The following is a 16,020-nucleotide window of genomic DNA, read 5'->3' as shown; positions in this document are numbered from 1 at the left end:
GGATTTTACTCTACTCGAAGTGAAACGGCGTGCGGCGCTTCCTTTGACAGCTGCGTCACAATTTCATCCAAAGCAAAGCCGTTCTGGGCCAATAATTCTCTCCAACCTGAAATGTTTTCATTTGTGGGATTGTCTCTAAGCAACTGGATCTTCACAAAAGGATAACCTTGCTGCAAAATTTCCCGCCACAGATTGATCGATGTATTGATACGCCTCCCCCCAAGGGTTCGACCGGGATCAAATAAAGCACCGCAACGAAGACCTGCACTTTCATATTTTGCCGTCATGGCGACTTCATAGGCCGAAATAATTCTGAACTTATCCTTCCAGGAGACAACCTGGTCCCAAAATTTTCTTACGGCCGGATTCTCGAGGGCAATTCGATTCAGCCTGATAAAGAAACTTTGCAGATGGAAATTTTCCATTTCACAGCCCGTCAAGCCGGCAACATCAAACGCTGATCTGTTGAGTTCATCGATAATACGGGGCAAGCGGTCTTCCGCTACGAAAACACTGTCATTTGCCATCAGAAGCGAATTCGCATCCCATAAATTAGGGCATCTCCTGAGGGCCGTGGCCCACAAAGCGAAATCGTAGCCGCTATTTTCTCTGGCCGCGAAGGCGTCACATATATCGTTACCCGGATCTATAGCGCTGGCAACATCGCCCGTCGCTACTCCCAACGCAAAAATACGCAAACCCGCAGAACGAAGAGCCTGCATATAACGGAGAGCATGTGGGGAAAATGTTCCAGACTTGTTCAACAAACCGACAAAAAGACAAATGTCCTTGCCGGCAGGTGAATCAAGTGGTCGATGAATGATAAATCTGGCGTCGTCCAAATCCTCATATTGCAGAATATAGGATTTTTCTGTCGGCATTTCCGCAATGAGAGCACCCGTTCTCTTCACCAACGGCAATAGAACGAGTTCCAATAGCCTCTCATTCACGAGGCCATTTGTCAGATCTTCTCCTGAAAAATTGAGCGCCTTCAGAGCAACGAGCGATGATTTTCTTATCAGCATACATCTTGGCGATCGCCCGGCTGATGCTATTTCAACTTCGTCAATGCCAAGCGCATCGAGCATCTTTTCCAGCCTTCTGCCGTTGCTCCATGGCGTAACAATAGTACGGCTATCCGCGATACCGAATACTGCACCAATAGACGGATTGGATCGCAGGAGATCCCATGCTGGACCGCATTCCTGTGCAGGATCACCGATCACTTCCTTCGACCAAATAGAAAGTGCGACTTGGCTTTTCGGTGACAGGCCTTCACCATTCAGTAGGAAGATGAAACCACTATCCGGACAATTATCGAATTTGCGTGCAAACTGTTTTGCCAGACTCGCCAGCATCTCCCCTTGCAAAGCTTTCAAATCTTGCTTCGATAAAGTGGCGGCCGCCTTATCGCGAATTCGCAATGCTGGGACCACGTCATTATCCGGGGCCTTCGGGTCCTGAAAAAACGAAAAACTGGAAATTTCCTGGATTGAAACACCCGGAGATCGCAGGTCAATTTTTCTCAGCTTGCGACGGGGCAAAAAACTGCCGAGGATTTGCTTCTTCCTCATGCCAAATGACCGGACACCACGGCGACGAACGAGCTTACCGGTAAAGGGTGAGTCAGCCGATATGGTCAATTTGAGATTTTTCGCGTTGCAGCGCAGAAAATACAGATTTTTCTCACTGCGTGGCATTACGTAATAACTATTCGTCTCACCGTCAGATTCGATAGTAAAGATCAAAATATTGACATTCCGGCAATTCAAAGAAAGGAAACACTTTCCCGGCTCGGAAATAGCGAACGTCATATCGTTCAAATTACTTTCCGATGAGACATTCATCTTCGACGCCAATTCAAAATCTTTATCCCAAAACTCCGTCGCGCAGGCCTACAACCATCATGAAAAAACATGATGGTTGTACTCGTTACGCTTCCGCCAGAACCATCAAGCGACCTTACGGACACCTTGACGAAGCCTGTTCAATACCAGTTCTTCCACACGTTTGGCCATACCAAGTTCGTCAGGCATTCGAGACGTAAGTTCCAATCCTCTTTGGGCCCGGCTAGATAATTCATCCCTGTTTTTCAATAGTGACGCCATCTGCCTCGCCATGAGCTTCGGCTCAGGATCCGCCAAGAGGGCAATATCGTTTCTACCATCATAGTTAACCTCGTTGCCTGCCCGATCAAGATCGACCACCGGCGTCCCACAGGCCATCATTTCATAGGGAACCAGGCTCGGATTTGTCGTTGAGAACACAACGCCCAAATCAGCATCCGAGTAAGCCTGCGCAAGATCATGAATGGTTGGCATCAGACCTTTCAGTGTAATCGGAAAATCAAGCTGCCTTTCATCTATATTTCGCGCACCATAGAAAATGATCTCAACATCCGGCATCAGGCGGTGAAACTCTGACAGCATCGCCACCCCTAGCTCGTAGCAACGGCGCGGCATATCGGGCTTAGCGAAGAATATGATATTCTTTTCGCTTTTTTGGCGCTTCCGCGGGAAATAAACGCTCCTATCGATCGGAAACTCGAAAAAATCAACCTCAGCATTAAAGTCTTTTCTGAGGACATGCGCGCACCAGGGTCCTGACGATATACCGTAAAGTCCTTTTCGATAGGTATTCTCCGCAAGAATGTATTCCGTTCCCATCGGAGCAAACATCGGCTCGAAATCCTGGATGAAATACATTATTTCCCCGGTCATGCCTCGCGCTTCGAGCGCGGTATATACCGTAGACCAATGCGTCGCGAACAGGACATCCGAGTAACGGAAAATCCCGTCATAGACTTTTATCTGCCCCTGGAAGGGATAGAAATGCTCATGCAGAAGCGCCCGGATTTCCGACGCGCTTTCTTCGACACCGGTGAAGATAAGCCCGACGTCATGACCGAATTGCTCGAGGAAATAAGCCGCGCGAAGGATGTTGCGATGACCTCCACCGCCCAAAATCAGTCCTGGAATGATCCAGTCGATTTTTTTTCTGTCCGTGTTCACCGGGAGGGCCCGCGAAGATGGGGAAACATCCTTCAGCGGCAAAACGTCGAGTAGTTTTGCACAAAGAGCTTCCTGGCCCCAGCTGGATAACGCCGCCTGCCGTGCACCCTCACCGATCCGTTGCCTGAGCGAAGCGTCCTCAATCAGCATCTTCAGCTTTTCATACCATTCGGCCTCGCTGGCAGCGAGCATACCTGTCGTTCCGTCAGCGACCGCAATTTCGTAAGGTTCGGTTTTTGACACAACGCAAGGAACAGCGAGAAGCGCAGCCTCGAACCATTTAAGTTCGCTCTTTGCCTCGTTGAAAGGATTCCCGATGACAAGAGGGGCGATGTTTATGTCGCAATCCGCCAATTCTTCCTGCATTTTTTGATAGGGCATGAAGTCGAGCCGCTCGACGCGTCCAGAGAATGAATCAAAACCCGATGGCAAATCCAATTCGCCAACGACAAGAAGGCGCAGGGACGGAAACTCTTCAAGAAGTCTGAGAATAGCTGGAGCTGCTACCGCGAAATCCTGATTGTGCGTGCGTGAACCTGAAAAATATCCGATCTTCAGAAAATCTCGTGCCGCTTTCTTCTTCTGCAGCAATACCTCTGCTTTTTCCGACTGAATTCGATTATAGGTATTCGGCACAAGATATGCCGGCTTACCGAGGGCGGCAAGCGCAGCGACCAGCGGTTTGGTTGAGCCGATAACGGCATCGGTCTCAAGCAAAAATGCTCTATATCGGCGGACACCCTCAATGTAGGTAGCGCGTTCAGACTCAGGCAGAAGCTGAAAGCCGTCGATTTGATCGACCAGATCAGGTTCAAATACCAAATCGTCAATGTCAAAAAACGTTTTGATCGAATGGCGCTTTGCATAACCGATGCAAGACGCCGTCAGATGGCTTTCCGGCGTTCGGAAAAACACGATAGCAGCAGGACGCCATCCACGCGCTTCAATACGGCCCATATGCTCTTCCCGCAGCACTTCGACCCGATACCCCCGGCTCGTCAAAGCTTCCACGGCGTTGAAGACACGATACCGTTTAGACTCCCCCGGCCAACAGCCAATAACATAAACTATGTCCGGCCCTGGCCCAGTCTCAATCTGGCTCTTGGCTGAAGCCGAAAGCTTGGCATCGGACGAAAGCGACCCAGACAAGGGGGTCTGCAACGCCTTTCGTGCCCGCCTTTCTTTTCGGTATCTGGCAGAAAATGTGCGCAGGAAAAACCTGTTCGCCTCTCGAAACGGCGAGGTGACCTTCCAGCTCAAGGAAGAACGCATGTCCTGAACACGTTCGGAAAGACAGACGATCTCCCGCATCAGAGCGGCCTCAGCTGGCACGGACGAGAACTTCGCCACTATTTCTGCGACAGACTTCTCTCTTTCAGCAACCACAGAACGTAGCTCTGCCACTAATTGCTCTTGCTTGGTAATCTGAGCCCTCATCTCAGCAATCGAACGCTCATCTTGCTCAATTGCCATCAGCCTACTCTCCACCAGCAATTAAATCTATCTTTTCGCTCGTCAAGCACACATTCTCCGCAAATAAAATCCATATTTTGATCTACGTCCCACGCCCCCCCCCTATTCACAAGCCGCCCCGCCAAGTGAAAAGTCAATTACCAAATCTATTCCAAAAATTCGGCATCTATACTGACTACCGTGCCTTCGAAGTCCGCAGATGCCAAAAGACCGATTAACGCATTTTCGCTTCCAGCAACAATTTCTGCCTCGTGCGTACCATCAGACGAGAAGAAAGCGCTCAATTCGCTACCACCTGCACCAGGATGGACCCCGCCTGCAGTGACGTTTCTCAGCTCAACCGTAATTCGGTATTTTTCGCCCTCTTTCACCGGCGAGAAACAGGATATACTAGAGGACGCGCCGGTTTTTTTTGAAGCCGAATTTGGTTCAAAGTTCCACCCCTCGCCCAGTATCCACTGGTCGGCAAACGACAATGATATATCCTTAATGAGCCTCTTACTGTCACGACTCGGCGATTTCGAGAAATCTGCCGGTTCATCGATTTGCAAAATTGCCAAACCACATCGGTCTTTGAAGACTGGCGCTTCGAATGACCCAGATTGCAGTACAATCTTGTCTACAGACGGATATTCGTCACACCATTCATCGAGAGCTCTGCTAACGCCCCCCAAACCGTTATGATCCTGATACTTGGCGAAGGGAGCCGCATCGTGCATACATATTAAACCGCCTGGCGCTATTTCCGCGGCCCAAAGGTTGAGCTCATCGAGGGTATGCCGATACTGGTGTGAACTGTCTATAAAGACTAGCTCGGGTAGTCCACCCAAGAAATCACAGGCCTCTTTCGCAGAGAAACTGTCTGAAGAATCGAGTATCAAAGTACGACAACTTTGAGATAAGCCACATTTTTCAACCCACTTATCAGTAAACCCTGTCACGGATTGATCAATGTCGATTGACGCAATTTTTAGGTCTCTCGCGTAGTTTTTTGCAAGCATACCCAATACAATTAGGGAATATCCAGCATAGTGTCCACATTGAACAACACGAGTAATGTTATTTCCTAATATCAGACCAATCAACGCGCTCATAACTGATACAGAAGTCTCGCCGATGAGATTTCTATCCGCTGTCTCAGTAAACCAATCCAGATAAAGCTGCTTTTGCTCTGAATCCAAAATCTGAAAAAGGAAAGGTGAATTCCCGTTCTCAAACCCCTGTTGCTTCAAACGGTTCTCGGCTGAAAGCTGCTGTACCATCAAACTCACCTCATCCCATCCTATGGTGACATTTTTGCCGGGATTTTCGATTCTACCTAAAACCCTGCGTCCGCTAATCACTATACGCGATCGAAGCTCCGGCATAGTCGATTGACACATTATGGAGTTCGAATTCGCTAAGGCTCTGTATAACCGCTTCACGCGCGAACCCCGGCGCATATACGAGAAGAAAGCCAGAGCCTCCCGCCCCAAGAAGCTTTGCACCCGTGGCGCCCGCTTCGAGAGCTCGCTCGTAGGCGTTGTCAATCAATGGGTTCGATATGCCCTGAGCGAGTTCACGTTTGCGGCGCCACCCCTCTTTAAGATATTCGCCAATCACGTCCACGTCACGGCAGATGTCGCCGCGCAGCTGTCTAGCCTGATCAGCCATGAATTTCAGGTTTTCGATGACATCCGCCTTCGATGCCGAATTCTTGCTCTGCCGCGCGAGGATTTCGCTCGCCGAACGACTCCCTCCGAGATAAAACAGCAGCAGGTTATTTTCGAGTTGCTCGCGCTGTTGTCCAGACAAAGGCACAGCTTCGTGCAGAACCGTTCCGTCACGCGTAAACTCGATAAAATTAATTCCGCCGAGAGCGCAACCATACTGATCTTGTTTGCCGATCGGTTCGCCAAGCTTCTCGATTTCAACGGCACAAGCCTGTTCCGCCAGTGCCGCGCGGGACACATGCCTTCCCTGATAGGCATGACACACATTCAGTAGTCCTACCGTGAAGGCACTCGACGACCCCATACCTGTTCCAGTGGGAACATCCGCACTCGAGCTCAGATCCACTCGATCAACTTGCAGATCCGAAAATACCTGTCGGATGATCCGATGCTGAATCTGGTCGACCGTTTCGGGCGTCTCTACATGAGAGTACTTCAAAATATAGCCTTTCGGCTCGAAATACTCATGCATCGCCAAATATATATATTTCCGAATCGAGAAGCTTAAAACCGCTCCGCCGTGCTGTTCATAGAAGCTTGGCAAATCGCTTCCCCCCCCAACAAGGCTTATTCTAAGGGGGGTTCTGGAGATTATCATGAAAATTCCCATTTTAAGTTGGGCAGGGCCGATGCCAAATCATCTTCGATGCGACTAGGCTCGATATCCGGAAAACGATGACGGTCATTACCGTTGTGGCCGCTGCGGACCAAAATAGAAGACGTCCCCACAGCATTGGCTGCAGCAATATCGCAATACCGATCACCGACCAACCACGATCGACCAAGGTCGATACCGTGGCGTGATGCGGCCTGCTGCAGTAACCCGGGTAAAGGTTTACGGCAGTCACATGCGATCTTTAACTCCACAACTTCACCTTCCCATCCCGCTTCCGGATGATGAGGACAGATGAAATAGTCGTCTATAAAAGCACCCGCGCCTTCCGCCAATTGAGCATCAAGTTCCGCGTGGACAGCATCCAGCTCTTGCCAGCTCAGCAACCCCTTGGCAACTCCTGGCTGATTTGTGACGCAGATAACCGGGATCCCGGCGTCATTTGCCGCACGGATGGCTTGTGCGGCGCCATCGATAAGCGTCATATCACGCGCAGAATAAATTCCATCACGTTCGACATTGATAACGCCATCGCGGTCCAGGAAGAGTGCTGGTTTCGGCGTTAGCCGGTTGAGACGTTTCACGCGCCCATCCGCCAGATGCCGCTCAGCCTTCTTTATTCGTTCGGGCGTACCGACATCCTTCGCGTATTCACAACTCCGATAGGCATAAAGGGCTTCGGCCTCCGCCAGTACCGAAAAAATATCACGTCCCCAATCGGAAGCGCCAGACGATGGGATGTAGTTCAACGCAGTTGGCGAGAGAACATACAACGCGGCACTGACAAGATTCGGCAGCCTGCCTTCATCATCGTGCGGTTTCGGATGAAACTGTACGATACGACCAAACCGATCCACCGTCAGCAGGTCACTATCATGCGGGTGGTCATTGGGATGGACGAACAACGTCCCTGCACCACCGCGTTCCAGCGCGAATTCGACGAACGCGGCAAAGTCGATGTCAAACAAGATATCGCCATAGACGACGATAAAGGGTTCCGTCAAATCCGCCGCAATCTGCCGAAACGAACCGGCTGTCCCAAGCGGCGCGGTTTCAGTCACATGGCTGATGTTGACACCAAAGCGTGTACCGTCACCGAAATGATCCTCGATCACCGAGGCAAGATGACCGTTCAGAAAGATGAAATCACGAAAACCAGATGCGGCAATATTTTCAACTATGATCTCGAGCAGCGGCTTTCCGCGAACAGGCACCATCGGCTTTGGTATACCATCCAGCCCCAGTCTTGTTCCCTTTCCTCCGCATAGCACAACGACCTTCATCGTTGCTCCTTCCAGATCGCCCGCGCTGCGGCGCGAATTGCGTCGTCAGACGTCATAGTCGGCTGCCAGCCCAGCGAGTTCAGCGCTGACGTATCATATTCAAACTTCGGAACATCACCGATCCAACCCCGGTCACCACCGCTATAGGATATTTCAGCTCTGTCGCCGGACTCTTCGATTACGATTCGGGCGATGTCCGCAACGGTTGAACGAGTGTCGGCCCCAACGTTATATATATTGATTTTTTGATCGGTTTTTTCCCAGACAAGCAGAATGGCGCGGACCAGATCCTCGACATACAGATATGGTTTAACCTGTGTTCCGTCGCCAAGAACCGTAAGCAGCCCCGGCGTAGCAATCAATTTACGAACGAAATCATAAACTGCGCCATGCGTCGCCCTTGGACCAACAACATTGGGAAACCGGGTAATCCAGGCCCTTATTCCATAATTCTCACAATACGAACTGATAAAAGCCTCAGAAGCCAATTTACCGGCGCCATAGTGTGAAATCGGGACAAGGGGACCGTAAGTCTCGGCGACCTTGCCCTTTGTCTCACCGTAAATTGCCGACGTCGAGGCGAACACCACCTGCTTGATATCAAATTTACGAGCCGCCTCAAGCACCTGAAATGTGGTAAGAAACGTCTTTTTGAGATCTATCGACGGCGATGCATGTGAACGCGCAATATCGGAATTCGCGGCCATATGAAAAATGCACTCGAAGTTTCCGCCTTTAACGACATCTTCAAAGCGACTTTCATCGAGAATATCGCCCTCGATAAATTCCAACGCACCAGCGTTTAACTGATGCTCGATATTTCGGCGGCGTCCCAGCGACAAGTCATCATAGGCAGTGACCTGATGCCCTTTCGCTATGAGATAGTCGCAAAGGAAGCTGCCAATAAAGCCGGCTCCGCCAGTCACTAGAATTTTCATACATTCTCCCAGAAGAGGCTATCGTCATTTGTGCGCCCGACGGACTGGGGCTAGACAGGTTTCGTTTCGTCTCGTCGGTTTGCAATGAACTGAGCAATTATATGCATCATAGCCTGATGGCAGTCTTCGACAACACCGTAATTGTCCGCAGCGGCATACAATGAAATATCGCACGCGGCCTTAAGTTTTCCTCCGCTAAAGCCCGACAGGCCAATCACGGACATACCCTTGCCCTGAGCTTGCCTCACAGCCGCAAGAATATTTTCGCTATTTCCGGAAGAAGAGATGGCAATCAAGACATCACCAGCATCGCCGAAAAAATCGACCTGCGTTGAGAACACGTTTTCGAAGCCGTAGTCATTTGCGATCGCAGAATAAAGCGCAACGTTTGAAGTCAGTGAATGCGTTTTGATCGTCGAGTGACCTGAGCAGGATGTCCCCTTCGTCCAATCACAGCAAAGATGGTCCGCGATTGCCGCCGATCCACCGTTGCCAACGACATATATCCTCTTGCCATCGCGTCCAGCGGAAAAAACAACCTCGGCAGCCCGCTCAAGCGCGGCGAAATCCAGTGATTCCATCGCCTGACTGAACGCTCCAACATAGTCCCTAGCGAAGCTCGCCATGTCAGAGCCATCGAATTTTCTATTTCTGTGACGTGGATCTTCGATCATTTAAATCCCCAAAAAATGACGCTGGATTACTCGCATTTAAGTAGAAAGGCAATGACCCGCCGCCCGAAATCTCACCCGAATAAATTGTTCCTTTATCCTTTCCGTTGAATCAAGGCAGATATTTTCCGCTTAACAAAAGATACCATAAAAAATTTATCGCCACACCTCCGTGAAGCGTAAGTAAACCACAAAGCAACAAATGAAAAATCTAAAATATTATAATATAATAGTTTTATATAAAACATGATTGTAAATTTAGAACATACAAAAATTGCAGAAACATTGCACAAATATATTGAAATCTAAAATAAATTGCCGTATCCACTAAAATCAGAATATTATTTTCGTACCTATAATTATATATAATAAAAACTACTTTCGGATTATTTATGAAAAAAGCCGTTTCTGTAATTGTACCCGTGCACAATATGGAATTATATCTAGATCAATGCATTTCTTCTGTAGAATTGCAAAGTTATGAAAATCTAGAGATTATTTGCGTAAATTCATGCTCAACCGACAATAGTGCGACAATAATAAAGCGCGCGATGTTGCGCGATAGCCGTATCCGTCACATTCACCAAGAAACAGATGCCGGCCTCGGCGGAAGCCGAAATGAAGGTTTGAGACACGCGACGGGCGAATATGTCCTCTTTGTAGACAGCGACGACTGGATTGCACATGACATGATTGAGTCTCTCGTTTCTGCGATAGAAGCGCAGGACGCTGACTATGCTTTCGGAGCTGTTGAAGGGTATGACACGGAAGCGTCGCGATACCTTGGTATGGAACATCCCTTTCATTCTCTCGCAGCTCGAAAACTCGCCACTGATGGCGTGATTGATCTCGCAAAGCACCCTACAATTTTGACCGACATGTACCCATCAGCTTGGCTGGGTCTGCGTCGGCGCGCAAAAATCGCAGAACTTGGCGTTGATTTCCCCGAAAACCGTCTCGCCGAAGATCACCGCTTTCACTACCGTTACGGATTTAATTCCAGTCGCGCGATATATTTGCCAATTCCGTTTTACAAACATCGCCGCAACCGACGTGGCCAACTTTCCTCAGAGCAGTCCACCCGCACATTGGGAGTGCTCGACACGATCGAGGAAAATTTTCTAATTTTTGACCAATTTCTCCCCGAGAGGGACGCGCGCGCCGCGAAGGCAAAGACCGCACTACGACTTGTTTATGAAAAACTCGGCCAAATATCAGAAAAAACACCCGCCGGAGAGGCATTTTTCTCTCGCGCCCGCAAAATACTTTCACAGTTTGACGTCGAAGAAATATATCTCCATGGCGATATTTTCGTCGAGCATCGTCATACACAGGAAATTTTGGGAGCGACAACGGACGCGCTGATTGCGAAAGCATTGCGGACCGAAACCTTCGAAGGGCGTGAACTACACGGCGGTGAACATTGGGCCGATGTAGAATTAAAATTCGATCCACCCGTAAATCTCGATTTGGCAAATTTGGCGCTGTCGGTCGATTTGGATACGCCAGCGCCTATCTCATTACGGCTTGCCCTGATTTGTGATCCTATCCAGACGCAGGGAGAGCAGGCGGAGAAGGGCCCGCATGTCTTCGAGTTCCGTCGGACCTTCCAGCCGCTACAGAATGTAGTTACGCTTGAGTGTGGGCAAATGATTGCGACAGAGGGCCGGCCTGATGCGGCAAGTGTTCGCAAGATATGTTTCGGAGGTCTACTCCCTGTTGGAAAGCTGACGCAGAAACTCTTTGCACTAACGTCGGACCATGCAATCGTCGATCTCGTCGCGGCTGCAGATAAATCTGCGGAAGCTCATCCACCTGACGCCGCCATACCCCCGCCTTCCCCGCCTAGGGCAAAACGTCGGGGTATTTCTGCAGTCGTAGCTGACATTAGAGCCCTTCGTAAGCTGCCCGCCGCTACCGCCAACCTATACGCCGATCTGAAAGCTCTAGATCAATCCCTGGCGCAGCGGCACCTGCAGATTCTTGAGCTGAGCGAGCGAGCTGAGCGTCTTTTAGAATCCAACTCCATCACTCTTATAAAGTCCCTCTCCGAAAAAATTCGGGGGGCGGGTGAACAGGCCAAACAATCTCTTGAATCCATTTCGAACAATCTGGCCGAGTCACTCTCCGGTCAAATCCTCAAAACGGGCGAGCACGCCAAGCAGGTCTTTGAAGCCAGTTCAGGCAATCTGACCAGATCCCTTTCCGAGCAAATCCTAAAAACAGGTGAGCATGCGAAGCACATCCTCGAATCCAACTCGAACGATCTGACCACGTCCCTTTCCAACTTGGCAACCATCGAAAAGTGGCTGCTGAATAGCGCCAACCGGTTGGAAGAACATATCGAATCCAACCGTCAACTGATGCCGCGAAACGATGGAATGCACGCTTGGCACCCGACCTGGATACCATCAGACATACCCCTCTTCTTCCACGGCAACAGTTGGATATGGGCGGACAAATTCAAAGAATATTACTTCAACAACAAAGACGTCGTGCCCCAGAAGATGGAAAAACTGACCGCGGGTCTGGATACCGAGAGCGTGGCCGTGCTTCGCTGGCTGTGGGAAGCCTCCGTGTTTAAAATCCCTTTCGCGCGCACATCTGCGGATGCCGGCGCACTGTTGCGGCGAGATTACGTATACAGCCCTGCCGATCTCGTAGAGCAAAAGAAAATTCTACGCCACTTCGCTGACAATACCTCGGATTTCGCGATGCCCAGCGGCCAGACGATGGAAATCCCGGTCTTCTATTACCATCACGGACTGCGCACTCTCGAGCGCAAATACCTCGACTACATGGTGGGATACGACGCACTCGATTGTGGTGCGTTCATCGGCGACACCGCAGTGGTTCTGGCGCGTAAATATGCGTTCAGAAAGATCCTTTCGATCGACCCAAACCCCGACAATATTCGAAACATGATGAATGTCCTATCGCTGAACGGCGTCACCAACGTGACGCCGATCCTTGCCGGTGTGGATGAAAGTGAGGGGGAATTGATCTTTCGCGGCAAGAGCGCCGTCACTACCGCTGTCGAATTCGATCCGCAAACGTTCAGCATGATGCCTCCGGATCAGACCACAGTGCGTGTAAGAAGTATTGACGATATAGTCGAGTCCGAACAGGTTTCTCCACGTTTCATCAAGTTCGATATAGAAGGTTTTGAACAACGCGCCATCCGTGGCGCAATGCGCACGATCGAAAAGCACCGACCGATATTATCGATTTCGGTTTATCATCGCCCCGAGGACATGTTCGAGATCAAACCATTCCTGGAGGAGTGCGACCTCGGATACCGCTTTGTTGCGCAACATCAAAACCCTTTCGATCCAATCTACGAAACCGTCCTTCTGGCGCTTCCAGAACTCTAAGGTAAGTACGATGCGACTGCTTCATTCAATTTTTTGGGATTATTTCATCGACAGGCGGTTTGGTGGACCTCCCGGATATCTCGCGCATCTTCGGGTCGGCTTGGACCAACTGCCGCCTAATCCCGAATTCGATATCTGGATTGACTGCTATCCAGAGTCTCACTTCCCACCACAGGGTCCGCGCCGCGAACCCTCGCAACAGGAGTTGGTCAGCCACATTCGATACTTCGAAGAAATTGGGAACTTCGAATTGTCAGAGGCTGAGTTCGACCGTCTAATGCGCCACCGCCCTGCTAGCGTCCACCTGCACACAAGCCCGCTCGCCTATAAGGTTATCCGCACGTTCAAGCGGCATGGCATTACGGGGATTCCCGTGATCCTGACAAGCCACACGCCGGAATCCAACGGAAAAGAGATGGCTGATCAATATCGGGTTCCGGGTATCGACCCAGGTCTGTGTGATCGGTTCGAGCGCGCAGTACGCTTTATCGAGGCACTGGCATTCCAAGCTGCCGACATCTGGATGTTTCCTAGCCGCGAAGCGATGGAGCCTTACTTTGCGACAATCCCAAAATTCGACACTTGGATGTATGGGAAGGACATTCGCTATGTCGAAACTGGTGCTTGCTTGCCACGTCAATCGGTATCCACCGATCAGGCAAAGGCGAAGTTCGGTTTGTCAGGTCGAAAAGTGGTTTCCTTCATGGGACGCCACAATGAAGTCAAAGGTTATGACGTGTTTCGCGCGGCGGCGACAAAATTGCTCGCCGAGAGAGAGGACGTCACAATCCTGGTAGCGGGCGCTCCGAACCCTTTAATCGAAGCGCCGCAAGATCCGCGCTGGATTGAACTTGGTTGGTACAGCTATCCAGGAGACGTCCTGGCGGCTTCCGACGTCTTCGTTCTGCCAAATCGAATGACCTACTTCGATCTCGTGCTGATTGAGGCGATTGGCATGAAGACGCTGGTGGTAGCGTCGGCGACCGGTGGTAACAAGTCAGTGGCAAAAATGTCGAAAAATGCCATCGCGCTCTTCGACGGTTCGATTGACGATCTCAAACGTCAGATTTCTAACGTATTAGACGACACCCTTGAGACAACCAAGCGGTTGGTCGATACACTTGATCATGCTTATGAGCAATACTTCACGCCCTTGAGGTTCGCTTCACGCTATCAAGAAATGATCCATGACATTTATCGAGATTACGGTATCCGCAGCGATCAAATAAGGTCCGGATAATAACTGTCACAAACGAATAGATTGCGCCATCGGGCTTATTAATGTGGTAAAGGTTAGGAAATGCAAAATTATCTCGTCGTCGGCGCGGGATTCGCAGGAGCTGTGTATGCAAGAATCCTTGCGGAAGGTGGCCATCAGGTTCAGGTTATCGATCGGCGCGACCATATTGCTGGGAATGCTTACGACTTTGTTGATGATAACGGCGTTCGTGTGCACCGCTACGGACCACATCTATTTCATACCAAAAACGACGATGTCGTTAAGTGGATGTCTACTTTTACAGATTGGGAGCCGTATCAGCATCGCGTAAAGGCGATCCTGCCATCTGGTGTCCGCACGCCGCTACCAGTGAATAGACGTACGATCAACGACGTTTTCGGCACCCAACTATCGACGAGTTCCGAAGTCGAGGCATTCCTGAAATTGCAGAGTGAAACTATTGCCGAACCACGCAATGCAGCGGAATACCTTTACAAAAACATTGGCCGGACCCTGACAAATCTCTTTTTTCGGCCATATACAAAAAAAATGTGGGACCTCGACTTGGAGGATATGTCAGATTCCGTGGTTCGCCGAATTCCTATTCGGACCGATGATGAGGATCGCTATTTTCCGGACGCAACTTTTCAGCTGATGCCCAAAGATGGGTATACGCGTATTTTTGAGCGGATATTCAGCCACCCGAACATCAAGGTTTCGCTCAGCATCTCTTTCACCAAGGAAATGGAGGTTTTTTATGATCATGTATTCAACAGCATGGCAATCGATGAGTATTTCGATTGCCGGTTCGGTGCGCTGCCATACCGATCGATAAAATTTCACTCTGTAGCATTGCCAAATGCAAAGGCTCAAACCGACGTCAGCGTCCTGAATTTCACTGATGACAGCCGCTATACCCGTGAGACCTATTGGCACCTTCTACCAAAACACCTGGTCGAACACACTGGAATAGTGACGAAGACGATCGAAGAACCATGCGATTATCTTGAAAACGACATGGAGAGATACTACCCAGTCAAAACGGCAGACGGAAGATTCCAAAGTCTTTACCTAAAATACAAAGACTTATCAAACAAATTTCCCAACATTACTTTTATAGGTCGCTGCGGTACATATCAATACCTCGACATGGATCAAGTCATCAATCAATCGCTAATCGGCGCCAGGAAATTCAGGGCAGATGTTGACGGATTAAAGTAGAATCCCTGCGCTGTTCCCCCGGGGAAAGACGACATTGACCGCTCGTTGCAGAAACAACGCGACGAACGACAGCGCTTGACTTTAAGTTTTGGAGATCGCGTCTGAATGTGCTGTTTCAGAGGCTTGCGGGGTTTCGCGACAAGCTGGAGACTTTAATTGCATCAAGGGATTCCCGTCACCTGGCAATCGAACATCATACCTTGGGTTATCATGAACAATCCAGATGTCCCAAGGCAACAGTTCACATCAACCCGGTAGCTGAATATCTAAGCCAGGTGCATGGGATCCAAGGGGTTCTTGGAAACTGGCTGGAAACGCGAATGACGACGGGGGCAGGACATTGACACTATCTGATCTTCGATCTATTTGGCGTGGATGCCGGATCGGTGGCGTCGCAATTATGCGAAGGCAACATGAAAAAAGCGAAATCCATCACTAAATTTAAACGTGATCATTTCGTTTTGCGCGAGCGATAATTGACTGGACAGCAATTCAGCACCGTCAG

At 49.9% G+C, this 16,020-nt stretch carries 10 protein-coding genes; 3 read left to right on the top strand and 7 right to left on the bottom strand.

The window, feature by feature from the left end; translation table 11 throughout:
• Positions 1-5 precede the first annotated feature (5 nt).
• From FGF54_RS24170 to FGF54_RS24140, 7 genes are all read right to left on the bottom strand, one after another.
• Positions 6-1,814: a rhamnan synthesis F family protein gene (locus tag FGF54_RS24170; RefSeq protein WP_246667039.1), complete on the bottom strand. Its 1,809-nt coding sequence runs from the start codon at positions 1,812-1,814 to the stop codon at positions 6-8.
• Positions 1,815-1,952: 138 nt separating this feature from the next.
• Positions 1,953-4,484: a glycosyltransferase gene (locus FGF54_RS24165; RefSeq protein ID WP_142781418.1), complete on the bottom strand. Its 2,532-nt coding sequence runs from the start codon at positions 4,482-4,484 to the stop codon at positions 1,953-1,955.
• A gap of 146 nt (positions 4,485-4,630) precedes the next feature.
• Positions 4,631-5,746 (bottom strand): class I SAM-dependent methyltransferase, encoded by a 1,116-nt coding sequence (locus FGF54_RS24160; protein WP_168208232.1) that lies wholly within the window; start codon positions 5,744-5,746, stop codon positions 4,631-4,633.
• A gap of 73 nt (positions 5,747-5,819) precedes the next feature.
• Complete coding sequence (locus tag FGF54_RS24155) at positions 5,820-6,740, bottom strand: GHMP kinase (RefSeq protein ID WP_210247447.1); 921 nt, start codon at positions 6,738-6,740, stop codon at positions 5,820-5,822.
• Between the two features lie 50 nt (positions 6,741-6,790).
• The gene (locus FGF54_RS24150) at positions 6,791-8,092 is read right to left on the bottom strand and encodes an HAD-IIIA family hydrolase (protein ID WP_142781415.1); all 1,302 of its coding nucleotides are present in this window, start codon (positions 8,090-8,092) and stop codon (positions 6,791-6,793) included.
• Positions 8,089-9,030: an NAD-dependent epimerase/dehydratase family protein gene (locus tag FGF54_RS24145; RefSeq protein WP_142781414.1), complete on the bottom strand. Its 942-nt coding sequence runs from the start codon at positions 9,028-9,030 to the stop codon at positions 8,089-8,091. The genes FGF54_RS24150 and FGF54_RS24145 overlap by 4 nt, the downstream gene beginning before the upstream one ends.
• A gap of 50 nt (positions 9,031-9,080) precedes the next feature.
• Entirely contained in the window at positions 9,081-9,704 is a 624-nt protein-coding gene (locus FGF54_RS24140) for an SIS domain-containing protein (RefSeq protein ID WP_142781413.1), read from the bottom strand.
• A 389-nt stretch (positions 9,705-10,093) separates the two neighbouring features.
• On the opposite strand from FGF54_RS24140, the gene FGF54_RS24135 reads away from it, so the two are divergent.
• The 3 genes from FGF54_RS24135 to FGF54_RS24125 are packed head-to-tail and all read left to right on the top strand — an operon-like array spanning position 10,094 to position 15,515.
• Positions 10,094-13,075, top strand: a complete 2,982-nt coding sequence (locus tag FGF54_RS24135) for an FkbM family methyltransferase (RefSeq protein ID WP_142781412.1) — start codon at positions 10,094-10,096, stop codon at positions 13,073-13,075.
• Between the two features lie 10 nt (positions 13,076-13,085).
• The gene (locus FGF54_RS24130) at positions 13,086-14,315 is read left to right on the top strand and encodes a glycosyltransferase family 4 protein (protein WP_142781411.1); all 1,230 of its coding nucleotides are present in this window, start codon (positions 13,086-13,088) and stop codon (positions 14,313-14,315) included.
• Between the two features lie 60 nt (positions 14,316-14,375).
• Positions 14,376-15,515 carry a UDP-galactopyranose mutase gene (locus tag FGF54_RS24125; RefSeq protein WP_142781410.1) on the top strand — a complete coding sequence of 380 codons (1,140 nt, stop codon included), beginning with the start codon at positions 14,376-14,378 and terminating at the stop codon, positions 15,513-15,515.
• Positions 15,516-16,020: the final 505 nt, after the last annotated feature.

The sequence above is a fragment of the Agrobacterium sp. T29 genome (assembly GCF_006970545.1).
Taxonomy (GTDB): Bacteria; Pseudomonadota; Alphaproteobacteria; order Rhizobiales; family Rhizobiaceae; genus Agrobacterium; species Agrobacterium leguminum.
The sequence above is the reverse complement of the archived record's forward strand: the minus strand, read 5'-3'. Positions and strand labels throughout refer to the sequence as shown.